Source organism: Streptomyces sp. NPDC005492 (assembly GCF_040605995.1).
Classification (GTDB): domain Bacteria; phylum Actinomycetota; class Actinomycetes; order Streptomycetales; family Streptomycetaceae; genus Streptomyces.
On sequence record NZ_JBEXDX010000016.1, the window covers coordinates 14,865 to 38,872 of the forward strand.

A 24,008-nucleotide genomic window follows, 5' to 3' on the forward strand; every position below is an offset into this window, starting at 1 on the left:
GTTCATCGACCCTCCCGTAAAGCACAAAGACACAACCGTGTGTACGGAGCCGCGATGCCCCCGACCTCCACCGGCCGTCTGCCTCTCCTCCACCCCGACCGGCTCGATGCCGGGCAGCGGGCTCTGTACGAGGAGATCACCGGCGGTCCCCGCGCCGACGGGCCCCAGCTCTTCGCCCTCACCGACGCGGCGGGACGCCTCAACGGCCCCTTCAACGCCATGCTATTCAGCCCCCGGCTGGGCGGCGCCCTGCAGGCGCTCGGCTCGGCGATCCGCTACCGCACCGACCTGCCGCCGCGTGTGCGCGAGACCGCGATCCTCGTCGTCGCAGCCGTGTGGGACAGCGACTTCGAGCGCTACGCCCACGAACCTGTCGGCAGGGCTGCGGGCCTCACCGACGCCGAGATCCTCGCGCTGCGCGAGGGCGCCGATCCCGGTCTGACCGACCCGTTCGAACGCGCAGCGTGGTCGGCGGCCCGTGCCCTCGCCGCCCGGCCGGAAGGCCTCGACGACGCCTGGTACACGCGGGCTCGCGCCGTCCTCGGCGAGACCGCGCTCTTCGAACTGTCCACACTCGTCGGCTACTACGCCACCCTCGCCCTGCAACTGCGCCTCTTCGCCGTCCCCGCACCGGACGCGCCCGACACCCAGGACACCCAGGACGCTCAGGACCCCCGAGCCCCCAGAGACAAGGAGCCCGCTCCGTGAACAAGGTCCGCGCGACCGCCGCCGAGGCGGTCCACGACATCGCCGACGGCTCGTCACTGGCCGTCGGCGGATTCGGCCTCAGCGGCGTGCCGAAGGTCGTGATCGACGCGCTGTACCGGCAGGGCGCCACCGCGCTGTCGGTCGTGTCCAACAACTGCGGAGTGGACGGGGCCGGCCTCGGCGTCCTGCTTGCCGCCCACCGCATCGACCGGGTGACCGGCTCGTACGTGGGCGAGAACAAGGAGTTCGCCCGGCAGTACCTGGCCGGCGAGCTGGAGGTCGAGCTGGTCCCCCAGGGCACGCTGGCCGAACGGCTGCGTGCCGGGGGCTCGGGCATCCCGGCCTTCTTCACCCCCGCGGGCGTCGGCACCCAGGTCGCCGACGGCGGGCTGCCCTGGCGGTACGCGCCCGACGGCACTGTCGCTGTCGCCTCCCCGGCCAAGGAGACCCGTACCTTCGCCGATCGGACGTACGTCCTGGAACACGGCATCACCACCGACTTCGCGCTCGTACGCGCCTGGCGCGGTGACCACCACGGGAACCTGGTCTTCCGCAAGGCCGCCGCCAACTTCAACCCGCTGGCCGCGATGGCCGGCCGGATCACCGTCGCCGAGGTCGAGGAACTCGTCGATCCCGGGGCCCTCGACCCCGACCAGATCCATGTACCCGGTGTGTTCGTGCAGCGGGTCGTCCCTCTCACCCGCGAGCAGGCGACCGCCAAGAAGATCGAACGGCGCTTGATTTCCGCGCCTCCGGCACGAGGGACGGTACGACACTGATGGCCTGGACCCGCGACCAGATGGCGGCCCGCGCCGCCATGGAGCTGACCGACGGCTCGTACGTCAACCTCGGCATCGGCCTGCCCACGGCGATCTCGGGCCACCTCCCGCCGGGCGTGCACGTGACCCTGCACTCCGAGAACGGCATCCTCGGCACCGGCCCGCACCCGTACGAACACGAGGTCGACCCAGACCTGATCAACGCCGGGAAGGAGACGGTGACCGTCCTGCCCGGCGCCTCGTTCTTCGACTCCGCACTGTCCTTCGGCATGATCCGCGGCGGCCACATCGACACCGCCGTCCTCGGCGCCATGCAGGTCTCCGCCACTGGCGACCTGGCCAACTGGGCCATCCCCGGCAAGATGATCAAGGGCATGGGCGGGGCGATGGACCTGGTCCACGGCGCCCGCCGCGTGATCGTCCTCATGGAGCACACCGCCAAGGACGGCAGCCCCAAGCTCGTGGAGCACTGCACCCTGCCCCTCACCGGCCAGGCCTGCGTGCACCGCGTCATCACCGATCTCGGCGTCATCGACGTCACCCCCGACGGACTCACCCTCGTCGAGACCGCCCCCGGCGTCACCGCGGACGACATCGCCACCCGCACAGCCGCACGGCTCCATGTCTAGGGCCGCACCGGACGGACCGCGAAGTTGCGTGACAACGTCGCCGCAGGCGAGCTGGGCCGCAAGAGCGACCAGGGTTTCCCCCTGACCCCCGGTGACCGGCGGGCAGACAGCTGCCCCGGGCGCGGGCCCGCCCCGCCGCACCTACCTCCGGCTCCCGCGAGGGGCCGGGAAGGAGTCTCCTCATGACCGACGTCTACATCGTCGACGCCGTCCGCACTCCCTTCGGGAAGTACGGCGGCGCCCTGTCGGCCATCCGCCCCGACGACCTCGCCGCCCATGTCGTACGCGCCCTGGCCGACCGCAGCCCGGACCTCGACCCGGCCCGCGTCGACGACGTCTTCTTCGGCAACGCCAACGGCGCGGGCGAGGAGAACCGCGACGTGGCCCGCATGGCCGTCCTGCTCGCCGGACTGCCGGTCACCGTGCCCGCCACCACCGTCAACCGGCTGTGCGCCTCCGGTCTGGAGGCCGTCGTCCAGGCCGCCCGCGCCATCCGCGCCGGTGACGCCTCCATCGCCATCGCCGGCGGCGTCGAGTCGATGAGCCGCGCCCCCTGGGTCCTGCCCAAACCCGACCGCGCCTTCCCCGCCGGCCACCAGGAGCTGTACTCCACCACGCTCGGCTGGCGCATGGTCAACCCGCGCCTGCCCGCCGCGTGGACGGTGTCACTGGGCGAGGGCGCCGAGCTGATCGCCGACCGTCACGGCATCACCCGCGAGGAACAGGACGCCTTCGCCCTCGCCAGCCACGAGAAGGCCGCCCGCGCCTGGAAGGACGGCCTGTACGACGCCGAGGTCGTCCCGTACGAGGGGGTGGCCCTGGCCCGCGACGAGGCCATCCGCGACGGCGGCACCATCGCCTCCCTGGCCCGCCTCAAGCCCTCCTTCCGCCCCTCCGACACCGGCACGGTCACCGCGGGCAATGCCTCACCGCTCAGCGACGGTGCCGCGGCCCTGCTGCTCTGCGACGAGGCGGGGCTGAAGGCGATCGGCCGCGAGCCGCTCGCCCGTGTGAGCGCGAGTGCCGTCACCGGCATCGAGCCGCAGTACTTCGGCCTCGGTCCCGTCGAAGCCGCCCGCAAGGCGCTGGACCGGGCCGGGCGCGGTTTCGCCGACCTCACCTCCTTCGAACTGAACGAGGCCTTCGCCGCCCAGTCGCTCGGCTGCCTCGCCGCCTGGCCCGACCTGGACCCCGCCGTCGTCAACCCACGCGGCGGCGCCATCGCCCTCGGCCACCCCCTCGGCGCCTCCGGCGCCCGCCTCACCGGAGCCGTCGCCCACCAGCTGGCCGCCACGGGCACCGGCACCGGCCTTGCCTCACTCTGCATCGGAGTCGGCCAGGGCATCGCCCTCGTCCTCGAACGCTGAGGCGTGGTGACCCCTGCCCGCCTCGCCGACCAGCCGAGCTGGCCTTCGGCCGAGCATGCACTCCGCCCTGGGCATGCCCTGTCCCGTGGAGTACGAACTGCACACAACGACTGTGGAGTAAAACCAGGTGACTCGGCTCCACCCAACTCGGGGCAGTTCAGTGGGTTGTCCCTCCCACTTACCGGTGTACACCGGAGTCCGCCAGCTTTCGTGGTCGCCGCCGCGTCTGGGGACCTGTCGATCACCCGTCCCGCTGTGTCCAGTTAGACAGCCGTCTTGTCGGAGTCCGGCGGAGCAATACCCGGCTCCGCCTGTGCAGTGAGCAGTGTGCATCGTGGAGTCGCAGGTCACGGGTGTGGTGTGAATGGTGAATTGGGTACTCATGCCGGTCGGCGGCCGATGACCGACGATCTTCACCCAAGTCACCTGCCAGCGACCAGCACGAGCATCCCGATACCCACGCACACCAGCCCCGTGACCAGCAACTTCAGCTTGCACACCTCTCATCAGAGCGCCGACAGATCAGCGCGGCTCCTTCGGGGACAGCCCGGCGCGGGGCCCGCGGTCACGGCATGCTTTCGCCGGAGGGCGGAGCGGTGGAGTTGCGCACCACGAGATCGGTGCCCACCTCCATGTGCTCCATAAGCAACTTCTGCCCCTCGATGAGGGACAGAAGTGCGCGGGCAGCCTTCTGACCCAAGTCATGCAGCGGCTGCCGCACGGTGGTCAGGCCGGGGAAGCTCTGCGCGGCCTGCGGGAGGTCATCGAAGCCGACGACCGAGAAGTCGGTGGGAACGTTCAGGCCGTGCGCTCGTGCGGCATCTATGGCGCCCAGCGCCAACAGGTCCGCGCCGGCCATGATCGCCGTAGGCCGGTGTTCCGTAATCAGACGCTTGGCAGTGCGGAAGCCGCTGGCGTAGGAGAAGTCACACGAGGCGACCAGACGGCCGTCGACCTCCAGGCCCGCAAGACGCATCGCATCCTCGAAGCCCTGGAAGCGGATGGACGTGCTTTCGAGGTCCTCTTCGCCGCGGAGGTAGGCGATGCGGGTGTGGCCCAGGTCGATCAGGTGCTGGGTGCCCTGGCGCATGCCGTGGTAGTTGTCGACGGTCAGCCGGGGCAGCGGTACGTCCAACCGGCGGGGGTCGATGATGACGCACGGTAGTTTCTGCCGGCGCAGCAGCTTGACCGTGTCGTCCTCTAGCACGGGGGCGATCAGGAGTACGCCGTCGACCAGGCCACGGGTCAGGAACTCGATGCGGTCCTTCTCCCGCACCGCGTCGTGGTACGAGGCGTTGACGAGCAACTCCTGCTCCGCGCTGGCGAGTTCGTCGGCGACTCCGCGGAGGATCTCCAGGCCGTACTGGCTGGTCAGATCCAGAGCGATGAGCCCTACGAGTCCACTGCGGCCGGCCTTGAGGTTGCGGGCCGCGACGTTGGCCCGGTAGCCGAGCTTCCCTGCCACCTCCATGACGCGGCGCCGGGTCTCCTCGGAGGCCCCCGGCTTGCCGTTCACGACGTTGGACACGGTCATCGCGGAGACGCCAGCCTCCTCGGCCACCTGCGCGATGGTCACCCGCCCTGCCACCCGAACTCCTTTTGCCCGACGTTGCGGCCATCTCGTAACTGCCACATGCGTGTCGAAACTTTAACGATAAGTCAGACGTCAGTCAATGAAGACTCCCGAGAAGTGTCGGTTCGACCCTCCGAACAGACTGGCACATGCGCCGCTTGTGCAGAAAGCGCCCGGGGGATCGGCAACTCCACCCCGCCCGATCGGCCACAGAAAGTTACATATAGATGTCGGATAAGTTTTGCGTTACAGTTCCCGGCCATCGGCACGTAACGTTCGCCGCAACTCGGGTCGACCGGCCCTTTTCCGTACGTATCGGCGCTGCGCCCACCCGGCGCGGGCCGGTCGGATCACAAGCCCCTTCAGACATGACAAGTCGGTGTCCACCGACGGGTGAGGTGTGCAATGAAGCGTTCTGGGAGACGACTCGCGGTCGTCATCACGGTCGCCGCCATGGCGGCGCCGTTGGCCGCGTGCGGAGGCGGGTCGTCCGGCGCCTCCAGCGACGGCACGGTGACCATCCACGTGCAGGCATGGAAGGGCGGCGGCGCCGAGCCGGCCAACGTCGCGGAGATCAACAAGGCCTTCGAGAAGGCCCACCCCAAGATCAAGGTCGACTTCGAGTACATCACCGCGAACGACACCTACGTACAAAAGCTCCAGCCGGAGCTGCTCGGCGGCAAGGCCGGCGACGTCATCATGGTCGACACGGACAAGATGAAGAAGTGGGGCGCCTCCGGCTACCTCGCCGACCTGTCCAAGGAGACGTGGGCGAGCAAGATAGCCCCGGACGCCAAGCCCTTCGCGCAGGCCGACGGCAAGACCCTCGCCATGCCGATGGAGCTGATCGGCATCGGCCTGTACGCCAACATGGACCTGCTGAAGAAGGCGGGCATCACCGAGGTCCCCGCCGACTGGCCGACGTTCCTCGACGACCTCGCCAAGGTCAAGAAGGCCGGCATCAACCCCATCGCGCTGCCCGACAAGTCCGGCTGGACCGGCAGTTCGGTCTTCCAGGCCGCCGGTTCGACCACCGTCTACCAGAAGAGCAGGACGTGGGACGCCGACTTCCTGGTCGGCAAGAACTCCTTCGACCCCGACTGGTCCGGCCCGCTCGCCCAGTTGAAGACCCTGGAGGACAAGGGGTACGTCAACTGGAAGAACGAGCTGGGCATCGACGAGTGGTCCCAGGGTCCGCAGGACTTCAGCGCCGGCAAGAGCGCCTTCTGGTACCAGGGCGCCTGGCAGGTCTCCAACGTCAAGAAGGCCGGTTTCCCCGTCTCGTTCGCGCCCTGGCCGGGCGGCGACAAGGGCACCGAGCCCAACGGAATGCTCTTCTCCGGCACAATGTGGGCCGTCAACTCCCAGTCGCAGAAGGCTGACGCGGCCCGCGAATACGTCGACTTCTGGTCGCAGAGCGAGAACCTCGCCAAGTACCTCGACGCCGAGCACGCGGAGTCGCCGTTCACCGGCGGGACCACGCCGGAGAGCACCGAGACGACGGCCTTCACCACCGCATTCAAGGACGGCCGCTACCGGATCCTGCCGTCCGACTCCTGGTACGGCGCCGCCGCCGAGACCGCGATCGGCTCGAAGATCCAGGCCTATCTGCTGGGCAAGGCGTCCGCCGCCCAGACTCTGAAGGACATCCAGACCGCGGCCTCCGCGAAGTAACCCGGCCACCCTGGTCTGCCGTGGTGGGGACGGGAGGACGACTCCTGGCCGCCCCCACCACGGCCATCCGGGCAAGAGGAGGACTCCGTGTTCCACCGACGGCGCGCCACCATGGCCGCCTTCCTGCTTCCGGCGATCGTCGTCTACGGCCTGTTCATGCTGTATCCGCTGGCCCGCGGCGTCTACCTGAGCATGACCGACAGCCTCGGCGGCCCGATCGCCAACTTCGTCGGCACCCAGCAGTACCAGGCCATGGCCGACGACTCGGCCGTGACCGCCGCCCTGTGGCACACCGTGCTCTACGCGGTCGTCGTGGTCGTCGTCCAGAACGGCCTCGGGCTGCTATTCGCGAGCATGCTGTTCCGCCGCCCCAAGGTGCGCAAGGTGCTCAACGTCGTCCTGCTGACCCCGACGTTGATCTCCCCGGTGATGGCCGCCTTCATCTGGTCGTACCTGTTCGCCCCCGACGGCGGTATCAACGCCCTGCTGGACATGGTCGGCCTGCATGGACTCAACCACGTCTGGCTGGGCGACACTTCGACCGCCCTGTACTCGGTCGCCGCGGTCAACATCTGGATGTTCACCGGCTACTCCTGTGCGATCTTCCTGGCCGGCTACATGAACCTGCCGACCGAACTCCTGGAGGCCGCCGCACTGGACGGCGCGAGCGGCTGGCGGCGCTTCGTCAGCATCGAGTGGCCGATGCTCGCGCCCGCGCTCACCGTCAACGTGACCCTGAGTCTGATCGGTTCGCTGAAGGTCTTCGAGTTCCCGCTCGTGCTGACCAACGGCGGCCCGGCCGGCGCCACCGACACCCTGACCCTGCTGGTGTACCGGAACGTCTTTGGTGGCGGGAAGTTCGCCTACGGCGTCGCCCTGTCGGTCGTCCTCCTGGTGACCGTGGTCGTCCTGTCCAGCGCCACCTCGTCCCTGCTCCGGCTCCGCGAGCGACGGATCTGATGGAACCCGACGGAAACGGAAGCTGACGGATCGTCATCATGACTTCATTCACCGCGACTCGTACGGCGCCCAAGGCGTCCGCGACAGCCAAGGCGCCCCGCGACCGGCTGCGCCGGCTCACCGGCGGCCTGGGCACCGTGCTGCTCTGCCTCGGCACGCTCCTCTTCGTGCTGCCGTTCCTCTTCACGGTCGTCACCTCGCTGCGCACCGCCGCCGACGTGGCCCGCTCCCCGCTGGGCGTCCCGCACTCGCTGACGCTGAAGAACTTCTCGCAGGCCTTCAGTCAGATCCACTACGGGCCCAGCACCCTCAACACCCTGCTCATCACGGGCCTTTCGTGCGTGACCATCACGGCGATCGGCTCGCTCGCCGCCTATCCGCTGGCCCGGATCACCCAGCACTGGTCCACCGCGGTGTACCGGCTGTTCATCCTCGGCACCTCCGTGCCGGTGTTCGTGGTCGTGGCGCCGCTGTACCTGCTGATGCGCGATCTGAATCTGCTGGACAGCTACTTGGGCGTCGTCCTCATCTACACCGCGCTGAACCTGCCGGTCGCCGTGTTCTTCTACACCAGTTTCATCCGCACGATCCCGGCCGACCTGGAGGAGGCGGCGGCGATCGACGGCTGCGGCGCCTTCCGGACCTTCTTCACGATCATCCTGCCGTTGCTGCGCCCGGTCACCAGCACGCTGCTGACCTTCGTCGCCCTTCAGATCTGGAACGACCTGCTGGTCCCACTGGTGTTCCTCCAGGACCCGTCCAAGCGGACCGTCATGGTCAACGCGTACTCCTTCATCGACCCGCACACCGTGCAGCCGACCACCCTGTTCCCGGCCGCCCTGCTCGGTGTTCTGCCGCTGCTGGTGATCTTCGCCTTCTTCCAGCGCCAGGTCGTCGCCGGCATGTCCGCCGGAGCGGTCAAGTCCTGACCCGCCCGGCCCCGCACTGACCCCACCCCGACCGCGGCCCCCCTCCCGCACTCGACGACTTCGGCGTCCGAGGGCGATGTGCCCCCTGCCCGACGCGCTCGCCCGCGCCCCGACGTCCGATGCTCTGAAAGGACCCCAACCGATGTACGTGGTCTCCTACTTCACCGACGCCGACGAGGCCCTGCACCTGGCCTACAGCCACGACGGCGAGGAATTCGCGGCGGTGAACGGCGGCCGGCCCGTCCTGCGCGGCATGGTCGGCACCGGCAGACTGCGGGATCCGTTCATCGGCCTGGGCCCGGACGGTCTGTTCCATCTGCTGGCCACCGACGGCTGGACGAGCCCCCACATCGTCCACGCCATTTCGGGGGACCTGCTCACCTGGTCGGACCAGGAACTCATACCGGTGATGGCCGCCGTGGAGGGCGCCCACAACGCCTGGGCGCCGGAGTTCTTCCTGGACCGCCGGACCGGGCTGTACCACCTCATCTGGTCGTCGGTCGTCGAGCCGGGCAGCACGGCCGAAGGGCGGGACTACGAGCACATCGGCCAAGACCACCGCATCTGGCACTGCACCACCGAGGACTTCCGTACGTTCTCGGCCCCCGATGTCTTCTTCGACCCCGGGCACTCGGTCATCGACGCCACCGTGCGCGCACTCGACGGCGGCGGCTTCCTCATGGCGTACAAGGACGAACGCGGCACCAACGACCTCGCCACCGCGCACAAGGACATCCACCTGACGACCTTCGAGATCCCCGGAGGGCCGTACACGGACTCCACGGGCCCGATCACGCCCTCGGTCGTCGAAGGCCCCTCGCTCCTGCGCCGCGACGACGAACTGGTGATGATCTTCGATCACTACCTCGAAGGACGGTACGGAGCAGTCCGCAGCAAGGACGGCGTGGACTGGAAGCCCGTCGCCTTGGCCCTGCCACAGGGGATGCGGCACGCCTCCGTCCTGGAGACCTCCCTCCCGGCCACGCTCCCCGCACGATGAGGTGATCGCGGCCAGCCACAGACTCCGGGCGCGTCCGTTCAGGTCGGTCGCCCGGTGTAGGAAGCCCCGCGTCGCGTCCCGCGTCGCGGCGGACACCTCCACTCAGCAAGGAGCGCCGCGATGAAGCGTCGCAGAACGGACCGCCCGGGCGTCCGGGCATCCCGCATCCTCACCCTGCTCGCCACCCTGGCGGGCGCCCTCCTTCTCCCGGCCCATACCGCGTTGGCCGCGGGCAGCACCTACTACGTCAACTGCTCGGCCGCCACCAACGGCAGCGGCACCCAGGCCAGTCCCTGGAACTCGGTGAGCAGCGTCAACGCCACCACCTTCGCGGCCGGCGACAGCGTCCTCTTCGCCGCGGGCACCACCTGCACCGGCCAGCTCACCCCCGGCGGCTCGGGCGCCTCCGGCAGCCCGATCACCATGGGTGCGTACGGCAGCGGCGCGAAGCCCGTCATCGATGCGAACGGCGCCACCGGCCCGGTCATCCATCTCCTCAACCAGCAGTACTGGGAGATCGGCGGCCTGGACCTCACCAACGCGGCGTCCTCGCCCGCCTACCGCTCCGGTGTCCTCGCCGAGAACAGCTCCGGCGGGATCCTGCACCACATCCGGGTGCACGACATGAGCATCCACAACATCAGTGGCTGGGCGGGCGGTTGGTACGCCACCAACGCGGGCGTCGGTGTCCAGACCGACCACACCACCCCGGTCTCCACGTGGGACGACGTGGTGATCGAGAACAACACCTTCGACCACGTCGACCGGATAGCCGTCGCCGTCACCCCGGACGGTGACGGCCAGGGCACCGGCCAGACCACCGGCACGGTCATCCGCAACAACACGATGACCTACGACGGCGCCGACGACATCCTCGTCGTGAAGAACGACGGCGCCCTCATCGACGGCAACAAGGCGGGCTACGGCGGCGCCAAGAACACTTGCCCGCCCTCGGGCCAGTACTGCAATGGCGCCTCGGCCGGCATCTGGATGTCCGGCAGCAACGACACCGTCGTGCAGAACAACGAGGTGTACTGCCACGTCAACGGCGCCGACGGCACCGGCTACGACGTCGACTGGGGCAACCACAACACCACGTTCCAGTACAACTACAGCCACCAGAACCTCGGTGGCTTCATGCTGGTGATGCCCCCGTTCACCATCGCCAACGAGCCCACCTCGACCGTCCCCAGCGACGGCACGGTGATCCGCTACAACATCAGCGAGAACGACGGCACGAACGACGGCTGCCCCGCCTCCGGCACCCCGACCCACGGCAAGGGCGTCTTCCACTTCGTCGGCGGCGTCCCGAACCGGAGCGGGTCCTCGGCCGCGGTCCCGCTGATCTACAACAACAGCATCTACGTCAACCGGAGCGGCCTCAATACCCCGATCCTGTATTCGCGTTCGGGCTCCAGCATCTCCGGCGCGCTGTCCTTCAAGAACAACGCGGTCTTCAACTACGGCACCGGCGGCTACTTCACGACCACTGGCTCGTCCGTCTACTCCAACAACCTCTTCTACGGCAACCATCCCTCGTCCGAGCCCACGGACGCGGCGAAGGTGGTGACCGACCCCCAGTTCCGCAACCCGGGCAACACGGTCACGTCCTCGTCGTACATGGGCAAGAACGCCTACCAGGTGCACCCCTCCTCCCCGGCGATCCGGGCGGGCGCGGTCATCAGTGACAACGGCGGCAAGGACGCCTACGGCAACACGGTCTCCGCGACAGCGGCCCCCAACATCGGCGCCTACAACGGCACCGGCGGCAACCTGCTCTCCAACGCGGGCTTCGAGACGGGTGCGTTGAGCCCCTGGACCCAGGCGAGCGGAACCTCCTCGTCGGTGGCGAGCGGCAACGCCCGTACCGGCGGCTACGCACTGGCCACCGCAGCGAGCGGCAGCGGAGCCAACCAGGCGCTGACCGGCCTCAGCCCCAACACCAGCTATCTGCTGACCGGTTGGGCCAAGGTCGCGTACGCCGGTGAGACCCTCGCGATCGGCGTCAAGGGCTTCGGCGGCACGGAGACGTTCACCAACATCGCCACGACGTCGTACTCCCAGGCCGCGGTCGTCTTCACCACGGGCTCCTCCAGCACCACGGCCACCGTCTACTGCTGGAAGAACGCGGGCGGCACGGGCACCGGTTACTGCGACGACCTCGCGGTGGAACCCCTGACCTCCGCCACCAACGCGATCACCAACCCGGGCTTCGAGACGGCCGCCCTGACCCCCTGGGTCCAGAGCACCGGTACGGCGTCCAGTGTGGTCGCGTCCAACGCCCGCACCGGCACGTACGCCCTCCAGACGGCGGCCAGTGCGAGCGGCGCAATCCAGACGGTCGGCGGTCTCACCTCCAGCGGCACCTACCTGCTGGCGGGTTGGGCCAAGGCCGCGACCGCCGGCGAGGAAGTGGCGGTGGGCGTGAAGAGCTTCGGCGGCACGGAAACGTATCTGCGCACCTCGACGACGTCCTACGCCCAGCAACCGATCTTCTTCACCACGGGCGCCACCGCCTCCTCGGCCGACGTGTACTGCTACAAGAACAGCGGCTCGGCGTCCGGATACTGCGACGACTACACCCTGATCAAACTGCCCTGACGGTCACTGATCCCGCGGGAAGGCTCCCTCGCACAGGCGGCGGGCCGGAATCACCCGGCCCGCCGCGGCCTCAGGGCCGGCGGACCCGCTCAACGCGAGGTTCGGCCGTACAGGAACGCGCCTCTGGCGGACGAGAACAGGTACGGGGCACGATCGTCATGCACCGCATCACCCGAGCCCGGTCCAGGGCGATTGCCGCTTGAGTTTCAGGCGGGTGTTGTTGATGTTGTTGGGCGCGATCTCCATGTCCAGCGCCTCGCACACCTGCCGCGCCCGCAGCGGCGCGTCGGCGGTGGCGAACACCGCCATGATCTGCTGGTAGGCCGGGCGGTCGGGCAGTTGCGGGGCTGGCGGCGCGGGCGGCTGCGGATCGGGGATCTCCAGCCCGACCTGCGGCCGCTCGCTCTCGAAGCCGGACTCGCGCAGCATCTGCGCCAGGACGTCGAGGCAGGTGTGCATCTTGTCCCGGTACCGTCGGCGGTCCTCCCGCGTGAACACCAGGGCCGGCACGTCACGTCCCATCGGGCCCTCCCGAGTCCCCCCGGGGGATACCTCTCCCGTCCCGGAGCCCCACCTCCGAAGCGCCCTGGACAGTCGGCGCACAGCCCCGGGCCGGCGTGCGACGCCCCGCTCACAGAACGTGCGCCCCGGCCCGCAGCCAGAGCGGGGCCGTGGACGTCATGGACGGGGCTGCGTTCCAGCGGTTCGCGGAGCGCGCTCAGCGCGGAGACGTCGCCTACGATCAGCAGCCCTTGACGCGACCATGGATCGGCGGTTGAACGGCCGCGTGTTGGCCGATGGGGCTCGGGCCGATTCGCAGCTGCCTGTGGTTCCCTCCGGAGAGTGAACTGCGGCTACAGGCCGAGACGTCGACGGTCGTGGCGCAGTTGCGGGGGCTTGCGCAGTGGGCGGGGCACGAGGGCCGGGTGGTCACGGCCGCGGGGCGGTTGCGGATGGCCGACGTCCGCGAACTGGTGGACGTGCTCGGCACCGGCGACAGGACCGAGGGGGTGCGCTCTTCGAACGACCTGCCGCGGCTGGGCCTGCTGGTGGAGTGGGCGAAGAAGGCACGGCTGGTCCGGGTGGCCAAGCCGGCTGTACGCGGTGGCAAAGGCCCGGCCGGTACTCGCCGACCCGCTTCAGTTGTGGCTGCGCGCCTTCGACACGTGTTTCGAGCTGCGGCAGGCCCTGATCGGTGCGCGCAGCGGCTGGCACGTTGAGTCGATGCTCTTCGACATCTACGACGAGATGCTGGAGGAGGTGCTCTGCAGTGTGCTGATCCCGCGTCCGATGTGGTCAAGCGTCTCGGGCGAGGCGCAGCCCGATGTGCGTGGTGGCCGAATCCTCGCTCTGGGCGGATCGGGCAGCGGGGCGGTAACGCAGGCAGTACTCGGGCGAGCAGAGGTGGGATCCGCCCTTGAGTACGCGATCGGCGTTCGGTACCAGAACCTCGGGGGCAGGGAACTGCGCGGGCGGGTCCCACCGCGGAGCGCAGCAGTGCCCACCCGCTGTGCCGCTCTGAGGGGAACGGGACCGGACTGGCGCCTGATGCTCGTCGACCCGGTGCGGGCTGCTCCATGGCGTCGATGTCCACTCCCACGTGTTGCCTGTCATCTCGTGGAGGCCGTAACCGTTCGGTGGGAAGGATCCGACGGGGGCCGTGCGGACCACCCGGTCGTGCGCTCCTCTGTCCAGGTAGGGGAAACGCCCCCGCCACGTGTTCGCGCGACTTCCGTCGTCCGGCTCCTCCCCCCACGCGTAGGTCGCGCCGTCGAGGCCCCCGCGCCCCGCGCGCTCCCACTCCACCTCGGTCGGCAGGCGCGCATCCGACCACTCGGCGAATGCGAGCGCGTCCGCGTAGGCGATCTGTACGACGGGGTGGTCCTCGTATCCTTCGAGATCGCTGTCGGGGCCGTACGGGTGCCGCCAGGACGCGCCGGGAACCCAGCGCCACCATTGGCGCCAGTCGCGCAGATCGACCGGTCCCCTCGTCGGTGTGAAGACGAGCGAGCCGGGTTCGACCTCCCCGGCACCGGGGAACGCAGCGGGGTCGATCGGACGCTCCGCGACGGTGACGTACCCCGTCGCCTCGGCGAACGTCGCGTACTCCCGGTTGGTGACGGCGTGGCGAGCGATCTCGAACGGCCCTGTCCAGGCGCTGTGTTGGGGCCTTTCCTCCGGATAGAAGCGGTCGGACCCCATGCGGAAGAAGCCCCCCTCGATCCGGACGAACCCGCTCACCGCCCAGCCTCGGGATCCGGGCCGGTGACGCCTGCGGGGGCGGACGGGAGGCGGGTGTTGAGTGAAGTCATACGAACTTCCCGATCACGATGACGATCATTTCGATCAAGACGAGGACGATGTCGGCGATGCCCCGACGGCAGGTCCCGGCGGCGGACAGTCGCAGGGCCGGACGCGCCCGCCCCGTGCGCGCCGTCCCTGCCCGGGACCCCTGCTCAGGCACTTCCCAGTTTCAGGCGGTGGTCGCCGGCCGGCAGGCGGAGTTCCGTACCGTCCAGTGCGACGAAGGCCATCGGCACCGGGCTCGTGACCTCCACCAGGCCGTCCTCGACCGTGACCGCGAGGGTGCCGTGCGGGGTGGGCGTGCGGCCCGTGATGCGGCGCAGGCCGCCGGGGCGGGGGGCGACCCTCGCGACCTCGAATCCCGGAACGTCAGGGGTGACGCCGAGTACGTACCGGGTCAGGTCCTTCGTCGGTGTGGCGCTCCACCCGTGACAGGGCGTCCCCCATCCCCACGCCTCGCCGAAGGTGTCGAATCCGTCGTGGAGGAACACCGTCCAGTCTCGTACCGCCGTGAGCAACGCGTCGGTACGTCCGGCGAGCGCGTACGCGTCGTGCACGACGTAGCTGAAGAAGGGCTCGGCGCGCACGATTCGGGTGTGCGCGTCCCAGTCGATCTCCCAGGGGCCCGCCGAGACCCGGCTCCACTTGGCCGTGTCGAGACCGCCGTCCGCGGCGCCGAGCCAGGACCGGATCACGAGTCGTCCGGGGTCGCTGATCCGGTCGACGATCCCGCTCCAGCGCGTCCTCGGTACGACACCGGAGACGATCGCGGCGGCGTTCGTGGCCTGCGACACGGGGGACAGCGGCCGGTCGTCGACGACGCAGTCGACGTACAGGCCACGCTTCGCGTCCCAGAAGTCGGCGAACCCGTTCGCGGCCTTCGCGTGGAGGCCGTTCGCCCAGCGTGCCGAGTCCCTGTCTCCGGCGTACCGGCACACCTCGGCGTACTCACGCAGCGCGCGGCACCACAGTGCGGTGATCGCGGCGCTCCGGCCCTCCGTGATGACGCTGGACCAGTCGATGAGATTCCAGTGCGGAACGTCGTCGAGTGTGCCGCGGTGATCCACGTAGTCCGTGAACCATTCGAGTACGCCCCGTGCCGTCGCCAGGCCGCGTCGCACCTCGGGCACGAGTCCCGCGTAGCGAAACAGCGTGTGCAGTCCGTGGATCCAGTGCAGGGACCACGACGGGATGGTGGTGCCGCCCGCCTGCTCGAAGTCCCCGGCGACGCTCATCGGCAGCAGGCCGTCCGGCCGCGGGGAGCGCGCCAGGTCGAGGTAGGCGCGGGCGGCCCGCCAGTCGTGGTTCGCGACGAGGTGCACGGCCTGGTGCACGACACCGTCACCGACCCACGCCCGCTGTTCCCGGCTCGGGCAGTCGGTGAAGGCATCGCTGGAGTTGGCGTGAACGGTGCGCACGCCCGCCCGCCAGAGTGCGTCGAGTGCGGGGTCGTCCGACTCGAAGGACGCGTCGCCGGCCATCGGCTGGAGGAGTTCGCTCACGTGGGTCCCCGTCACCGAGACCGTGCGCTGTCCCGGGCCGACGGGCCGTACCCGGATCGTTGCCGAGCGCATCCCGTCGGTCTCGGGCGACCGGTACGACTCGGCGCCGCCTCCCCGGGCGATGTAGCGAAGGCCGGAGCGCGGCACGAGCGCGTCGATGGCGTGCGCGGAGCGTTCGTGGAACGCCACGTCCACGACCGTGCCTTCGGGGGCGTCGAGCGTGAAGGCGAACGCGCCCACGACGACGCGGCCGAAGTCCAGGGCGACGACAAGGTCCTTGTCCGCGGCCACTTGGAGGGTCACCGTTCCGCCGGCGCCGGAGGCGACCGGCTTCGGCAGCCGTCCGCTCGCGGGGTCCGTCAGCGCGGAGGTGGCCGAGAGCGTGGAGGCGGCCGTCAGCGCGGAGGCGGCCGAGAGCGCCGGGTGCTCGGCGTCGTCCGTCTCGCCGGTCGCGGCCCGTGAAAGGGTGAACGCCCGGACGGTGACCGGATGTACCGTCTCGCCGCCGAGCGGTGGGATGTTCCTCGGCAGCGGCCGGAGGTACGGCGCCACCGGCGGCACCCACCTGCCCGTCGCGCCGCGGTGGGCCGCCGTGAGGGGCACCGCGGGTGGCCAGGCCGCGTCGGGGAAGTCCCTCGTCGTCCAGTCGGCGGGGAGCCGGCGCGCGTCGAGGCACGTCGCCGCGACGCCTTCGATGCCCTGCCGGGCGAAGGGCACCCACGCGTCGCTCCTGACCGCCCGCCAGGCGGGACCGGAGGAGACCGGGACACCGCCGATGGTTCCGGCGACGAGAAGCGCGGGCGCCGCGCCGAGACGTCCACTCGCCACGGGACGGTGCCAGATCGCGTTCGACTCACCGAAGTACGTGACGAGCACGGCGAGCGTGTTGCGTCCCGCCGTCAGGTGTCCGGCGACGTCCCATTCGTCGTAGCGCATACGGTGCGGCTGGGATCGCTGCGGTCCCCGGGCCGTCTCCGTACCGTTGACGAACAGGATGTAGCGCGAGTCACCGGTGATCCGGACGAGCGCGTCCCGCGGTACCTCGGCGAGGTCGAACGTCCGGCGGAACAGCACCCGGCCGAATCCTCCGTCCGCCTCCTGCGCGGCCGGCCCGATCCAGCCGCCGGGCCATTCCCCCTTCTCTGACGGCTGTGCCGGTGCCCCGTCCGGGGCGCGCCCCTTCGCCGGGATCGACCAGCGGGCGCCGTCACGGTGCTGTGGATTCACGGCGTCGGCACCAACGTCGACCGCCATGCCCCGTCCGGTCCCTCGCTGCTGCCCACCGGGGTGTTCACCTCGGAGTAGTGCTCCAGACCGTCGCGTCGCAGGTACTCCTCGGCGGGGAGGAACTCGTCGCCGAGTTCGGCCAGCCGGCGGTCGAGTTCGCCGTCCAGTTCCGCCACCAGCGGTGCGTACGCCGGATCCGCGCACAGGTTGGTCAGCTGCAGCGGGTCGGCGATGTTGTCGTAGAGCAGCCAGGGGCCCTGGAGGGAGCGGATGTAGGTGTGGCGGACGGTGCGCAGCCCGCGGTACGCGCCGATGCCGTAGGTCCGTGCCCACAGGATGGGCACCGGCATCCCGATGAACGCCGATTCCGGCGGGCTCGCGCCGAGGACGTCCGTGCCCCGCACCGTCTCGGGGACGGGGACACCGCAGAGGCCGAGGAGGGTCGGCATCAGGTCGGGGGTGTTGACGGGAACGGCGTTCCTGGTGCCCTCGGCCCCGAACCGCGCCGGGTAGCGCAGCAGGAGCGGAATCCGCACCGACTCGTCCCACGGAGCGACCTTGACGTCGTGCCGGATGCCCTGCGATCCCATCATGTCGCCGTGGTCGGAGGTGAGGACCACGATGGTGTCCTCGGCGGACCCGCTGCGCCGCACCGCCTCCAGCAACCGCTCGACGCACTGGTCCAGCGCGGCGATGTGCGCGTAGTAGCCGCGCAGAGCCTCGGTGGAGGCGTCGGCGAGTTCGTCCGGGACGTTGCCCCGCAGCTCGATCGGGGCGTCCTCATACAGGGTGCGGAAGCGCTCGGGTGCCGTGTGGAGGGGGAAGTGGGGTGGTCCGTAGGAAAGCACGAGCAGGTACGGCCGCTCGTCGTCGCCGTCCGCGATGAACGCGCAGGCGTCCTCCGTCTGGTCCTCCGCGTCGTATCCCTCCCAGTACTTCCGCTCGGTGCTCGCGCCCTCGAAGTAGAACGACTCGTTGTAGTCGTGCGTGCACTCCGCGGCCTTCCAGTACTCGAAGCCGAACTGCTTCTCGACCGGTACCGGATCGGTGCGCCGCCCGTAGCGCCCGTCGGGGCTGCCGTAGAGGTGCCACTTGCCGATGTAGCCGGTGCGGTATCCGGCGTCGCGGAACGCCTCGCCGAACGTGGTGCCGTTCGGCCGCAGTTCCACGTCGTTGATGTAGACGCCGTGCTCCAGCGGGTACTGGCCGGTGAGGAGACTCGCGCGGGCCGGGCAGCACACGGGGGCGCCCGAGACCGCGTTCTCGAAGTCGACGGATTCCGCCGCGAGTTCGTCGATCCGCGGCGTCCTCGCGTTCGGGTCGCCCGCGTACCCGACGGACTGGGCGCGCCACTGGTCGGTGAGGATGAACAGTACGTTCGGCTTCCGCTCGCTCATGCGGGTGTCCCTCGTCGTAGGTGGTGGCTCCGTCGGCGCGGGGCCACACTCGTGTTGTCGCGGAGTGGTGGTGGGTGGCGGTCAGCGCGGGGACGGGATGGCCGGGGCCCCGTCGGTCAGGGCGGCCGGCTCGGCGGCGTCGGCGTCGGGCGTACGGAGCCGGGGCATCCAGAACACCAGGACCAGGGTCGAGACGACGGCGCACACGAAGATGCCGGTGAACACCGTCCGGGGGCTGGAAGCCAGCAGGGACGGCACGACGAACGCGAGCAGCGCCGCGATGACACGGGCGAACGCCATGGTGACGCCCTGGGCGGTGCCGCGCAGCAGGGTGGGGATGAGTTCCTGCGACCACACCTTGTAGAGGGGTTCGCCGGCGAAGCTGCTGGCGACGCCGAAGAGGAAGACGACGCACAGGATCGAGCCCTTGGACGGCCCGAAGAAGGTCAGCGGGGCCCAGCTCACGAGGACGAGCACGGTCCCGAGCAGGGTCAGCGGGCGGCGCCACCGGGTGTCGACGAGGGTCATGAACAGGACGGTCCCGAGGAACGACAGGCCGAGGGCGTAGAGGGCCAGGCGCGAGATCGTCTCGACGTCGCCGCCCGCCAGGTTCGTCCAGATGTACGTCTTGTACGCGCCGTTGACGCTCGCTCCGACGTTCCACGTCGCGTAGAAGACGCCGGTCGCGAGCACCGTGAAGACCACGGGACGGCGGAAGATCTGGCTGATGTCGCGGAGCCGGACGGAGGGTGCCGATGCCCGGCCGCCGCCGGCGGCCGCGTTCCTCGCGGCGAGCCACTCCGCGGACTCGGGGAGCGTGATGCGGAGCAACAGGACGAGGACCGCGACACCCGCCAGGCCCCAGAAGATGATGCGACCTCCGGTGATCCCGAGGTGCCCGGCGAAGCTGACCACGAGCTGGACGGTGGCGATACCGACCGTCCAGAGCACCGCCGAGAGGCTGACCATCCGGCCCTTGCGCCTGGGCGGGGCGGCCTCGTTGGCGAGTGCCAGCGCCACGGGCAGGTCGGCACCGATGCCGAGACCGGTCAGGACAGCGCCGCAGACCAGCGTCGACGGCCCGTTCGCGACCGCCAGCAGCACGGCACCCACCGCGAACACGATCAGGGCCAGGGTCAGCACCCGGCGTCGCCCGAACCGGTCGCCGAGCCGCCCGCCGAAGAGCGCGCCGACGGCGAAGGAGAACTGCTGGCACGCGAGCACCGTGCCGATCATCCCCGTGGACAGACCCAGCGGACCGGCGTAGAGCACGCCGATCCCGATCCCGGACCCGACAAGGGCGGCGGAATCGAGGTAGGACGCCATACCGGCGAGGACGGCCGTACGCCACGGGCGTTGTGCCGGGACAGGGTGCGTCATGCGAACTCCTCATTGAGTCGGAACCTGGTCTGGCAGTTCGTTCCCCGCGTTCGTAGATCGATCTACAAGTGGCGGGAAAGCGCCGCTGTAGATCGGTCTACGATGGTCGGGCGGAGTCGGTCCCGTGTCAATACACCCGACCGAAGAGGCTGTGGGACGTCCGCCGCCCGCTCGATAGGGTGGCGGCACGCCGCGGAGTCGCGGTGCAGGTGCGGAGGGGGTGCTGTGAGGCCAGGCAGGGCCGTGACGATGATGGACGTCGCACGCGAGGCAGGGGTGTCGCGCGCGGCGGTCTCCAAGGTCATCCGCGACGCGTACGGCGTGAGTCCCGATATGCGTAACCGGGTCGAATCAGCCATCGAACGGCTCGGCTACCGGCCGAGTGTCGCGGCCCGGGCGATCCGCGGATCGAGCTTCACGATCGGGTTCGAACTCCACGAGATCGAGAATCCGGCACTCAGCCGCATCCTAAGCGGAGCCGCCGAGGGGGTCGAGGGGACCGGATACCGGTTGGTCATCGCTCCCGGCGACCCCCGGGGCCACGACGCGATCGACGCGCTCGTGGACCTGCGGGTCGACGGCCTCGTCGCGATCGCCCCGCGCGCCACCCACGCGTGGCTGGAGGAACTGGCGTCGCGGATTCCCCTGGTGCTGGTGTCGCGGCACGATCCGTCGGTCAACTACGACACCGTCGCGGGCGGCGACGACGCGGGCGCACGCCTGGCGATGGGGCACCTCTTCGACCTGGGGCACCGCAGGATCACGCACCTGACGCGAAATGAGGAAGCGACGGCCCAGGAGAACGGGGCGCTCGCGGTGAGGCTGAACGCCTACCTCGACGAGATGGCCCGAAGCGGGCACGAGTCCGACGCACGGGTGGTGCGGACGCACTCGACGGACGACGCCTACCACGCCGCGATCGCACTGCTGGACTCGGCCGATCCGCCGACCGCGGTCTTCGCCTCGCACGACGACCTCGCGTTCGAGGTGCTTCGCGCCGTCAGGGAGCGCGGCCTGGACGCGAACGACCTGTCCGTCGTCGGATACGACAACGTGCGTTTCGCGGGTCACCCCGAGATGTCGCTCACGACGGTGGACCAGTCGGGCGACGACCTCGGGCGTCGTGCCGTACGCCTGCTTCTCGAACGCATCGCGGGTCGTGCCGGAGCGAAACACGAGGAGACGGATCTGCGGCTGATGGTGCGTGGATCAACGGCGCCGGCGCGAGGCTGACTTGAGGTCCTCTGCCTCCGGCCACGGTCGCGGTCGGCGTACGCGGCAGCCCCTCGCCGGACCGGCATCATTCGGGTTCCGGTGCGGTCGCACACCTCACGCGGCCGAGCCTGTCCGAGCACGTTCGTCCCGGCGGGAAGCCCCCCCTGCCGAGGGGATCCGCCTGATGCGTGGAGGGCACCTGTCGCAGGCGTAGCCGTCCATGGAGACGCCGGCCTGCCTCTCTGGTCCGGCAGCGGCCTCTGTCGCACCTGGTGGGTGTGCCGTTGAGACTGAAGACCTTGCTGCGGATGTCGTGGCCCACAGGGCCTGGACGTCGGCTTCGGCGGTGGCCAGGATGCAGCACTTCGAGCCCGGCGGTTCCGCGGTGCCTGCGGGCCGAACTCGACCAGGCCAAGCGGCAATTGCGGTCGCGGATCCGCTGAGCGGACTGCTTCCCCGCGCCCCGAGCCGTTCCGGCTGTTCGCTCTCGACAAGCTGCGCCGGTATGTCGGCAACGGCGGGTTGCCTGCGCAGATGTGGCGCCCGATCAGATGACGGGGGAGCGCAAGGGGAGCGCGGACGCCTTTGGACGGTGCAACACGGGGCGCGACCAGCGGGACCGCGACATGTGCTCTGATCTGGGAAAACGGGATCTGGTACGACCACGGAGCACAACCCGGCACGACCCCTATCGGGCTCGTAATGCATAGGTCTCGATACCTTCCCGCACCCTGTCGGCGACGGGTGAAATCGTGGCTCTTCCAAGATTTCCGTGAAGCCGGTCATGCTTCCGTGCGCCAGTGACGCTCCGTCATGGAGGGCGGGATGCCCGGTCAGTGTGAGGAGCTACTGAAGACGGTGTTTCCGCACCTCGGCGGGGTTTTGGTGGAGCAAGTGGTGGCAGAGGGCGGTCTGTTACGGATCGTGGCGACTACGGCATCGACAATCTCGGCGTCGTGCCCGGACTGCGAGATTCTGTCGAGACGTCGGCACAGCGGCTACGAGGGCCGGCTCGCCGACGACGCAGTCGGCGGCCGGCGAGTGTCCATCACGCTGACCATCCGGCGCCTGTTCTGCGACAACCCGGACTGCGCGAGAGTGACGTTCGCCGAGCAGGTCGAGGGACTCACCGTGCGTTACGGGCGGCGGACTCCACAGCTCACGGGCCTGTTGGGCGCGATCGCGGTGGCCCTGGCGGGCCGCGCCGGTGAACGCCTGGCAGCCCGGCTGCCGGCTCCGGTCAGCGACACCACTCTGCTGAGCCTGGCCATGGCCCTGGCCGATCCGTACGCACAGACACCCCGGGTGCTCGGGGTCGATGAATTCGCCACCCGCAAGGGACACACGTACGGCACCGTGCTGGTCGACTGCGAGACCCACGCCCCCATCGACCTGCTGCCCGACCGGGAGTCGGCGACGTTCGCCGCCTGGCTCACCGACCATCCCGGCGTAGAGATCATCTGCCGCGACCGCGGCGGCGCCTTCGCGGGCGGCGCCCGTTCCGGAGCCCCCGGCGCCGTCCAGGTCGCCGACTTGTGGCACCTCTGGCACAACCTCGCCGAGGCGGTGAAGTCCCTTGTCAGCAAGCACAGTTCCTGCCTTCGCGAACCGGCCCCCGCTTCGGAGTCACTTCCTGAAGTTCTGCACCCGCCGCTCTCCCGCGCGGGCCGGCTGGCCGAGCGGGTCCAGCAGCACCACACCGCCGTGCACGGTCTCCTCGGCCAGGGCCTCAACATCCAAGCCGTCGCCCGCCGCCTGGAGCTGTCCCGCAACACCGTCCGCCGCTATGCCCGCGCCGTCACCTGGGAGGAACTGGCCACCGGCCGCTGGCAGAACCTCCCCAGCACCCTGGACCCCCACAAGCCCTACCTCCACCGGCGTTGGAACGAGGGCCACACCAGCGCCGTGGAACTCCATGCAGGGCGGAGCGGATCGTGTCAGCGCCTCGTTGTGGCCCATGTCTGTGGACGGCCTGTTGCTTTTGGCGACCGTCGGCCTGTTGAAGCCCGCCGGGGCTCGTACGCGACGTGCGCGAGGTGCGGTCTGGTCTGCGTTTCTCCTGGGGATCGGGGTCTCGCTGGCGGCCAACATCGCGGCGGCACCGGCTTTGGAGTGGCAGCCGGTGCTGGTCGCCGGATGGCCTCCGGTGGCTCTGTTGTTGTCCGTCGAACTCTTGGTGCATCGCCCGGCTGATCGGAAGGTCGAGGAGGCTGAGGTGCAGCAAGAGAGCGGCAGTGATCAGCACGGAGGTGATCCGTTGCTGGCTCAGGCTCGGCTGATCGATGCCAGGCATCGGGATCGGCATCAGCGCCCCGTTTCGGCTGAGACGTTGAGGAAGGAGTTGCGTGTTGGGGCCGTCCGGTCGAGGCGGCTGGCTGCTCAGGTGCGGGGGAGTCGAGTCGAAGGTGTCGGTGATGACGAGCTTCGTTCCCGGGGTGAAGCGCACGGCTGAGAGGCGCGTCTGACACTTGTTTTGATGAGACGTCAGGCTGGCGCGGCGAGTCGACGGTGAGCGCGATGCTGGCGACTTGAGGACGAGGGCGGGTTCTCTGCCGAGGATCGGACAAGGCGCAGGTCATCGTCGACGCGAGCTACCCCCGCTGGTGCGGGGACGACGTCGCCGTGGTGAGCGCCACGGATGCAGTGCCGAACTACCCCCGCTGGCGCGGGGACGACCAGGAAGCCAGCGGCGCTGCGAAGACATCGCAGGAACTACCCACGCTGGCGCGGGGACGACCTATGACGGAAACGGGGGTTTGTCTC

Annotated in this window: 18 protein-coding genes and 1 pseudogene; 13 read left to right on the forward strand and 6 right to left on the reverse strand. The window is 69.7% G+C overall.

Annotation, left to right across the window (positions count from 1 at the left end; translation table 11 throughout):
- The first annotated feature begins 54 nt into the window (after positions 1–54).
- From ABZT04_RS22190 to ABZT04_RS22205, 4 genes are all read left to right on the forward strand, one after another.
- Positions 55–708: a carboxymuconolactone decarboxylase family protein gene (locus ABZT04_RS22190; RefSeq protein WP_356058585.1), complete on the forward strand. Its 654-nt coding sequence runs from the start codon at positions 55–57 to the stop codon at positions 706–708.
- Positions 705–1,487 (forward strand): CoA transferase subunit A, encoded by a 783-nt coding sequence (locus tag ABZT04_RS22195; RefSeq protein ID WP_356058586.1) that lies wholly within the window; start codon positions 705–707, stop codon positions 1,485–1,487. Before ABZT04_RS22190 ends, ABZT04_RS22195 begins: the two co-directional genes overlap by 4 nt.
- Positions 1,487–2,116 (forward strand): CoA transferase subunit B, encoded by a 630-nt coding sequence (locus ABZT04_RS22200; protein ID WP_356058588.1) that lies wholly within the window; start codon positions 1,487–1,489, stop codon positions 2,114–2,116. Before ABZT04_RS22195 ends, ABZT04_RS22200 begins: the two co-directional genes overlap by 1 nt.
- A gap of 182 nt (positions 2,117–2,298) precedes the next feature.
- Complete coding sequence (locus ABZT04_RS22205; RefSeq protein ID WP_356058589.1) at positions 2,299–3,483, forward strand: thiolase family protein; 1,185 nt, start codon at positions 2,299–2,301, stop codon at positions 3,481–3,483.
- Between the two features lie 565 nt (positions 3,484–4,048).
- Here the strand turns inward: ABZT04_RS22205 and ABZT04_RS22210 are convergent.
- On the reverse strand, positions 4,049–5,071 hold the full coding sequence (locus ABZT04_RS22210) for a LacI family DNA-binding transcriptional regulator (RefSeq protein WP_356058591.1): 1,023 nt from the start codon (positions 5,069–5,071) through the stop codon (positions 4,049–4,051).
- A gap of 390 nt (positions 5,072–5,461) precedes the next feature.
- Here ABZT04_RS22210 and ABZT04_RS22215 point away from each other — a divergent pair, with 390 nt between their 5' ends.
- From ABZT04_RS22215 to ABZT04_RS22235, 5 genes are all read left to right on the forward strand, one after another.
- Entirely contained in the window at positions 5,462–6,730 is a 1,269-nt protein-coding gene (locus ABZT04_RS22215; protein ID WP_356058592.1) for an extracellular solute-binding protein, read from the forward strand.
- An 87-nt stretch (positions 6,731–6,817) separates the two neighbouring features.
- Positions 6,818–7,690, forward strand: a complete 873-nt coding sequence (locus ABZT04_RS22220; protein ID WP_356058594.1) for a sugar ABC transporter permease — start codon at positions 6,818–6,820, stop codon at positions 7,688–7,690.
- A 38-nt stretch (positions 7,691–7,728) separates the two neighbouring features.
- On the forward strand, positions 7,729–8,619 hold the full coding sequence (locus tag ABZT04_RS22225; RefSeq protein ID WP_356058596.1) for a carbohydrate ABC transporter permease: 891 nt from the start codon (positions 7,729–7,731) through the stop codon (positions 8,617–8,619).
- 142 nt (positions 8,620–8,761) lie between these two features.
- Positions 8,762–9,619, forward strand: a complete 858-nt coding sequence (locus tag ABZT04_RS22230; RefSeq protein WP_356058597.1) for a glycoside hydrolase family 43 protein — start codon at positions 8,762–8,764, stop codon at positions 9,617–9,619.
- 120 nt (positions 9,620–9,739) lie between these two features.
- Positions 9,740–12,220: a carbohydrate binding domain-containing protein gene (locus ABZT04_RS22235; RefSeq protein WP_356058599.1), complete on the forward strand. Its 2,481-nt coding sequence runs from the start codon at positions 9,740–9,742 to the stop codon at positions 12,218–12,220.
- 168 nt (positions 12,221–12,388) lie between these two features.
- On the opposite strand, the gene ABZT04_RS22240 is transcribed toward ABZT04_RS22235, so the two are convergent.
- Positions 12,389–12,742 carry a hypothetical protein gene (locus ABZT04_RS22240; RefSeq protein ID WP_356058790.1) on the reverse strand — a complete coding sequence of 118 codons (354 nt, stop codon included), beginning with the start codon at positions 12,740–12,742 and terminating at the stop codon, positions 12,389–12,391.
- Between the two features lie 275 nt (positions 12,743–13,017).
- Between ABZT04_RS22240 and ABZT04_RS22245 the strand changes: the two genes are divergently transcribed.
- Positions 13,018–13,440, forward strand: coding sequence for a hypothetical protein (locus ABZT04_RS22245; protein ID WP_356058601.1), 423 nt, complete (start codon positions 13,018–13,020; stop codon positions 13,438–13,440).
- Between the two features lie 76 nt (positions 13,441–13,516).
- On the opposite strand, the gene ABZT04_RS22250 is transcribed toward ABZT04_RS22245, so the two are convergent.
- From ABZT04_RS22250 to ABZT04_RS22265, 4 genes are all read right to left on the reverse strand, one after another.
- A complete protein-coding gene (locus ABZT04_RS22250; protein ID WP_356058603.1) occupies positions 13,517–14,461 on the reverse strand; it encodes a formylglycine-generating enzyme family protein in 945 nt (314 codons plus the stop codon).
- Positions 14,462–14,676: 215 nt separating this feature from the next.
- Positions 14,677–17,280: a hypothetical protein gene (locus ABZT04_RS22255; RefSeq protein WP_356058604.1), complete on the reverse strand. Its 2,604-nt coding sequence runs from the start codon at positions 17,278–17,280 to the stop codon at positions 14,677–14,679.
- On the reverse strand, positions 17,250–18,650 hold the full coding sequence (locus tag ABZT04_RS22260) for a sulfatase (protein WP_356058606.1): 1,401 nt from the start codon (positions 18,648–18,650) through the stop codon (positions 17,250–17,252). Before ABZT04_RS22260 ends, ABZT04_RS22255 begins: the two co-directional genes overlap by 31 nt.
- Positions 18,651–18,731: 81 nt before the next feature.
- A complete protein-coding gene (locus ABZT04_RS22265) occupies positions 18,732–20,030 on the reverse strand; it encodes an MFS transporter (RefSeq protein WP_356058608.1) in 1,299 nt (432 codons plus the stop codon).
- A 249-nt stretch (positions 20,031–20,279) separates the two neighbouring features.
- Between ABZT04_RS22265 and ABZT04_RS22270 the strand changes: the two genes are divergently transcribed.
- The 3 genes and pseudogenes from ABZT04_RS22270 to ABZT04_RS22280 all read left to right on the forward strand — a co-directional run bounded on the left by ABZT04_RS22270 (position 20,280) and on the right by ABZT04_RS22280 (position 23,697).
- The gene (locus ABZT04_RS22270; protein ID WP_356058609.1) at positions 20,280–21,263 is read left to right on the forward strand and encodes a LacI family DNA-binding transcriptional regulator; all 984 of its coding nucleotides are present in this window, start codon (positions 20,280–20,282) and stop codon (positions 21,261–21,263) included.
- A gap of 807 nt (positions 21,264–22,070) precedes the next feature.
- Positions 22,071–23,033: pseudogene (locus ABZT04_RS22275) on the forward strand (ISL3 family transposase); the annotation flags it as partial.
- Between the two features lie 169 nt (positions 23,034–23,202).
- Positions 23,203–23,697 (forward strand): hypothetical protein, encoded by a 495-nt coding sequence (locus ABZT04_RS22280; protein ID WP_356058611.1) that lies wholly within the window; start codon positions 23,203–23,205, stop codon positions 23,695–23,697.
- Positions 23,698–24,008: the final 311 nt, after the last annotated feature.

Excerpts from the sequence above, each read along its gene's own strand:
- ABZT04_RS22190 (WP_356058585.1), top strand. The coding sequence starts at position 55 with ATGCCCCCGACCTCCACCGGCCGTCTGCCTCTCCTCCACCCCGACCGG.
- ABZT04_RS22200 (WP_356058588.1), top strand. The coding sequence starts at position 1,487 with ATGGCCTGGACCCGCGACCAGATGGCGGCCCGCGCCGCCATGGAGCTG.
- ABZT04_RS22205 (WP_356058589.1), top strand. The coding sequence starts at position 2,299 with ATGACCGACGTCTACATCGTCGACGCCGTCCGCACTCCCTTCGGGAAG.
- ABZT04_RS22215 (WP_356058592.1), top strand. The coding sequence starts at position 5,462 with ATGAAGCGTTCTGGGAGACGACTCGCGGTCGTCATCACGGTCGCCGCC.
- ABZT04_RS22225 (WP_356058596.1), top strand. The coding sequence starts at position 7,729 with ATGACTTCATTCACCGCGACTCGTACGGCGCCCAAGGCGTCCGCGACA.
- ABZT04_RS22230 (WP_356058597.1), top strand. The coding sequence starts at position 8,762 with ATGTACGTGGTCTCCTACTTCACCGACGCCGACGAGGCCCTGCACCTG.
- ABZT04_RS22235 (WP_356058599.1), top strand. The coding sequence starts at position 9,740 with ATGAAGCGTCGCAGAACGGACCGCCCGGGCGTCCGGGCATCCCGCATC.
- ABZT04_RS22240 (WP_356058790.1), bottom strand. The coding sequence starts at position 12,742 with ATGGGACGTGACGTGCCGGCCCTGGTGTTCACGCGGGAGGACCGCCGA.
- ABZT04_RS22245 (WP_356058601.1), top strand. The coding sequence starts at position 13,018 with ATGGGGCTCGGGCCGATTCGCAGCTGCCTGTGGTTCCCTCCGGAGAGT.
- ABZT04_RS22255 (WP_356058604.1), bottom strand. The coding sequence starts at position 17,280 with ATGGCGGTCGACGTTGGTGCCGACGCCGTGAATCCACAGCACCGTGAC.
- ABZT04_RS22260 (WP_356058606.1), bottom strand. The coding sequence starts at position 18,650 with ATGAGCGAGCGGAAGCCGAACGTACTGTTCATCCTCACCGACCAGTGG.
- ABZT04_RS22265 (WP_356058608.1), bottom strand. The coding sequence starts at position 20,030 with ATGACGCACCCTGTCCCGGCACAACGCCCGTGGCGTACGGCCGTCCTC.
- ABZT04_RS22270 (WP_356058609.1), top strand. The coding sequence starts at position 20,280 with ATGATGGACGTCGCACGCGAGGCAGGGGTGTCGCGCGCGGCGGTCTCC.
- ABZT04_RS22280 (WP_356058611.1), top strand. The coding sequence starts at position 23,203 with ATGTCTGTGGACGGCCTGTTGCTTTTGGCGACCGTCGGCCTGTTGAAG.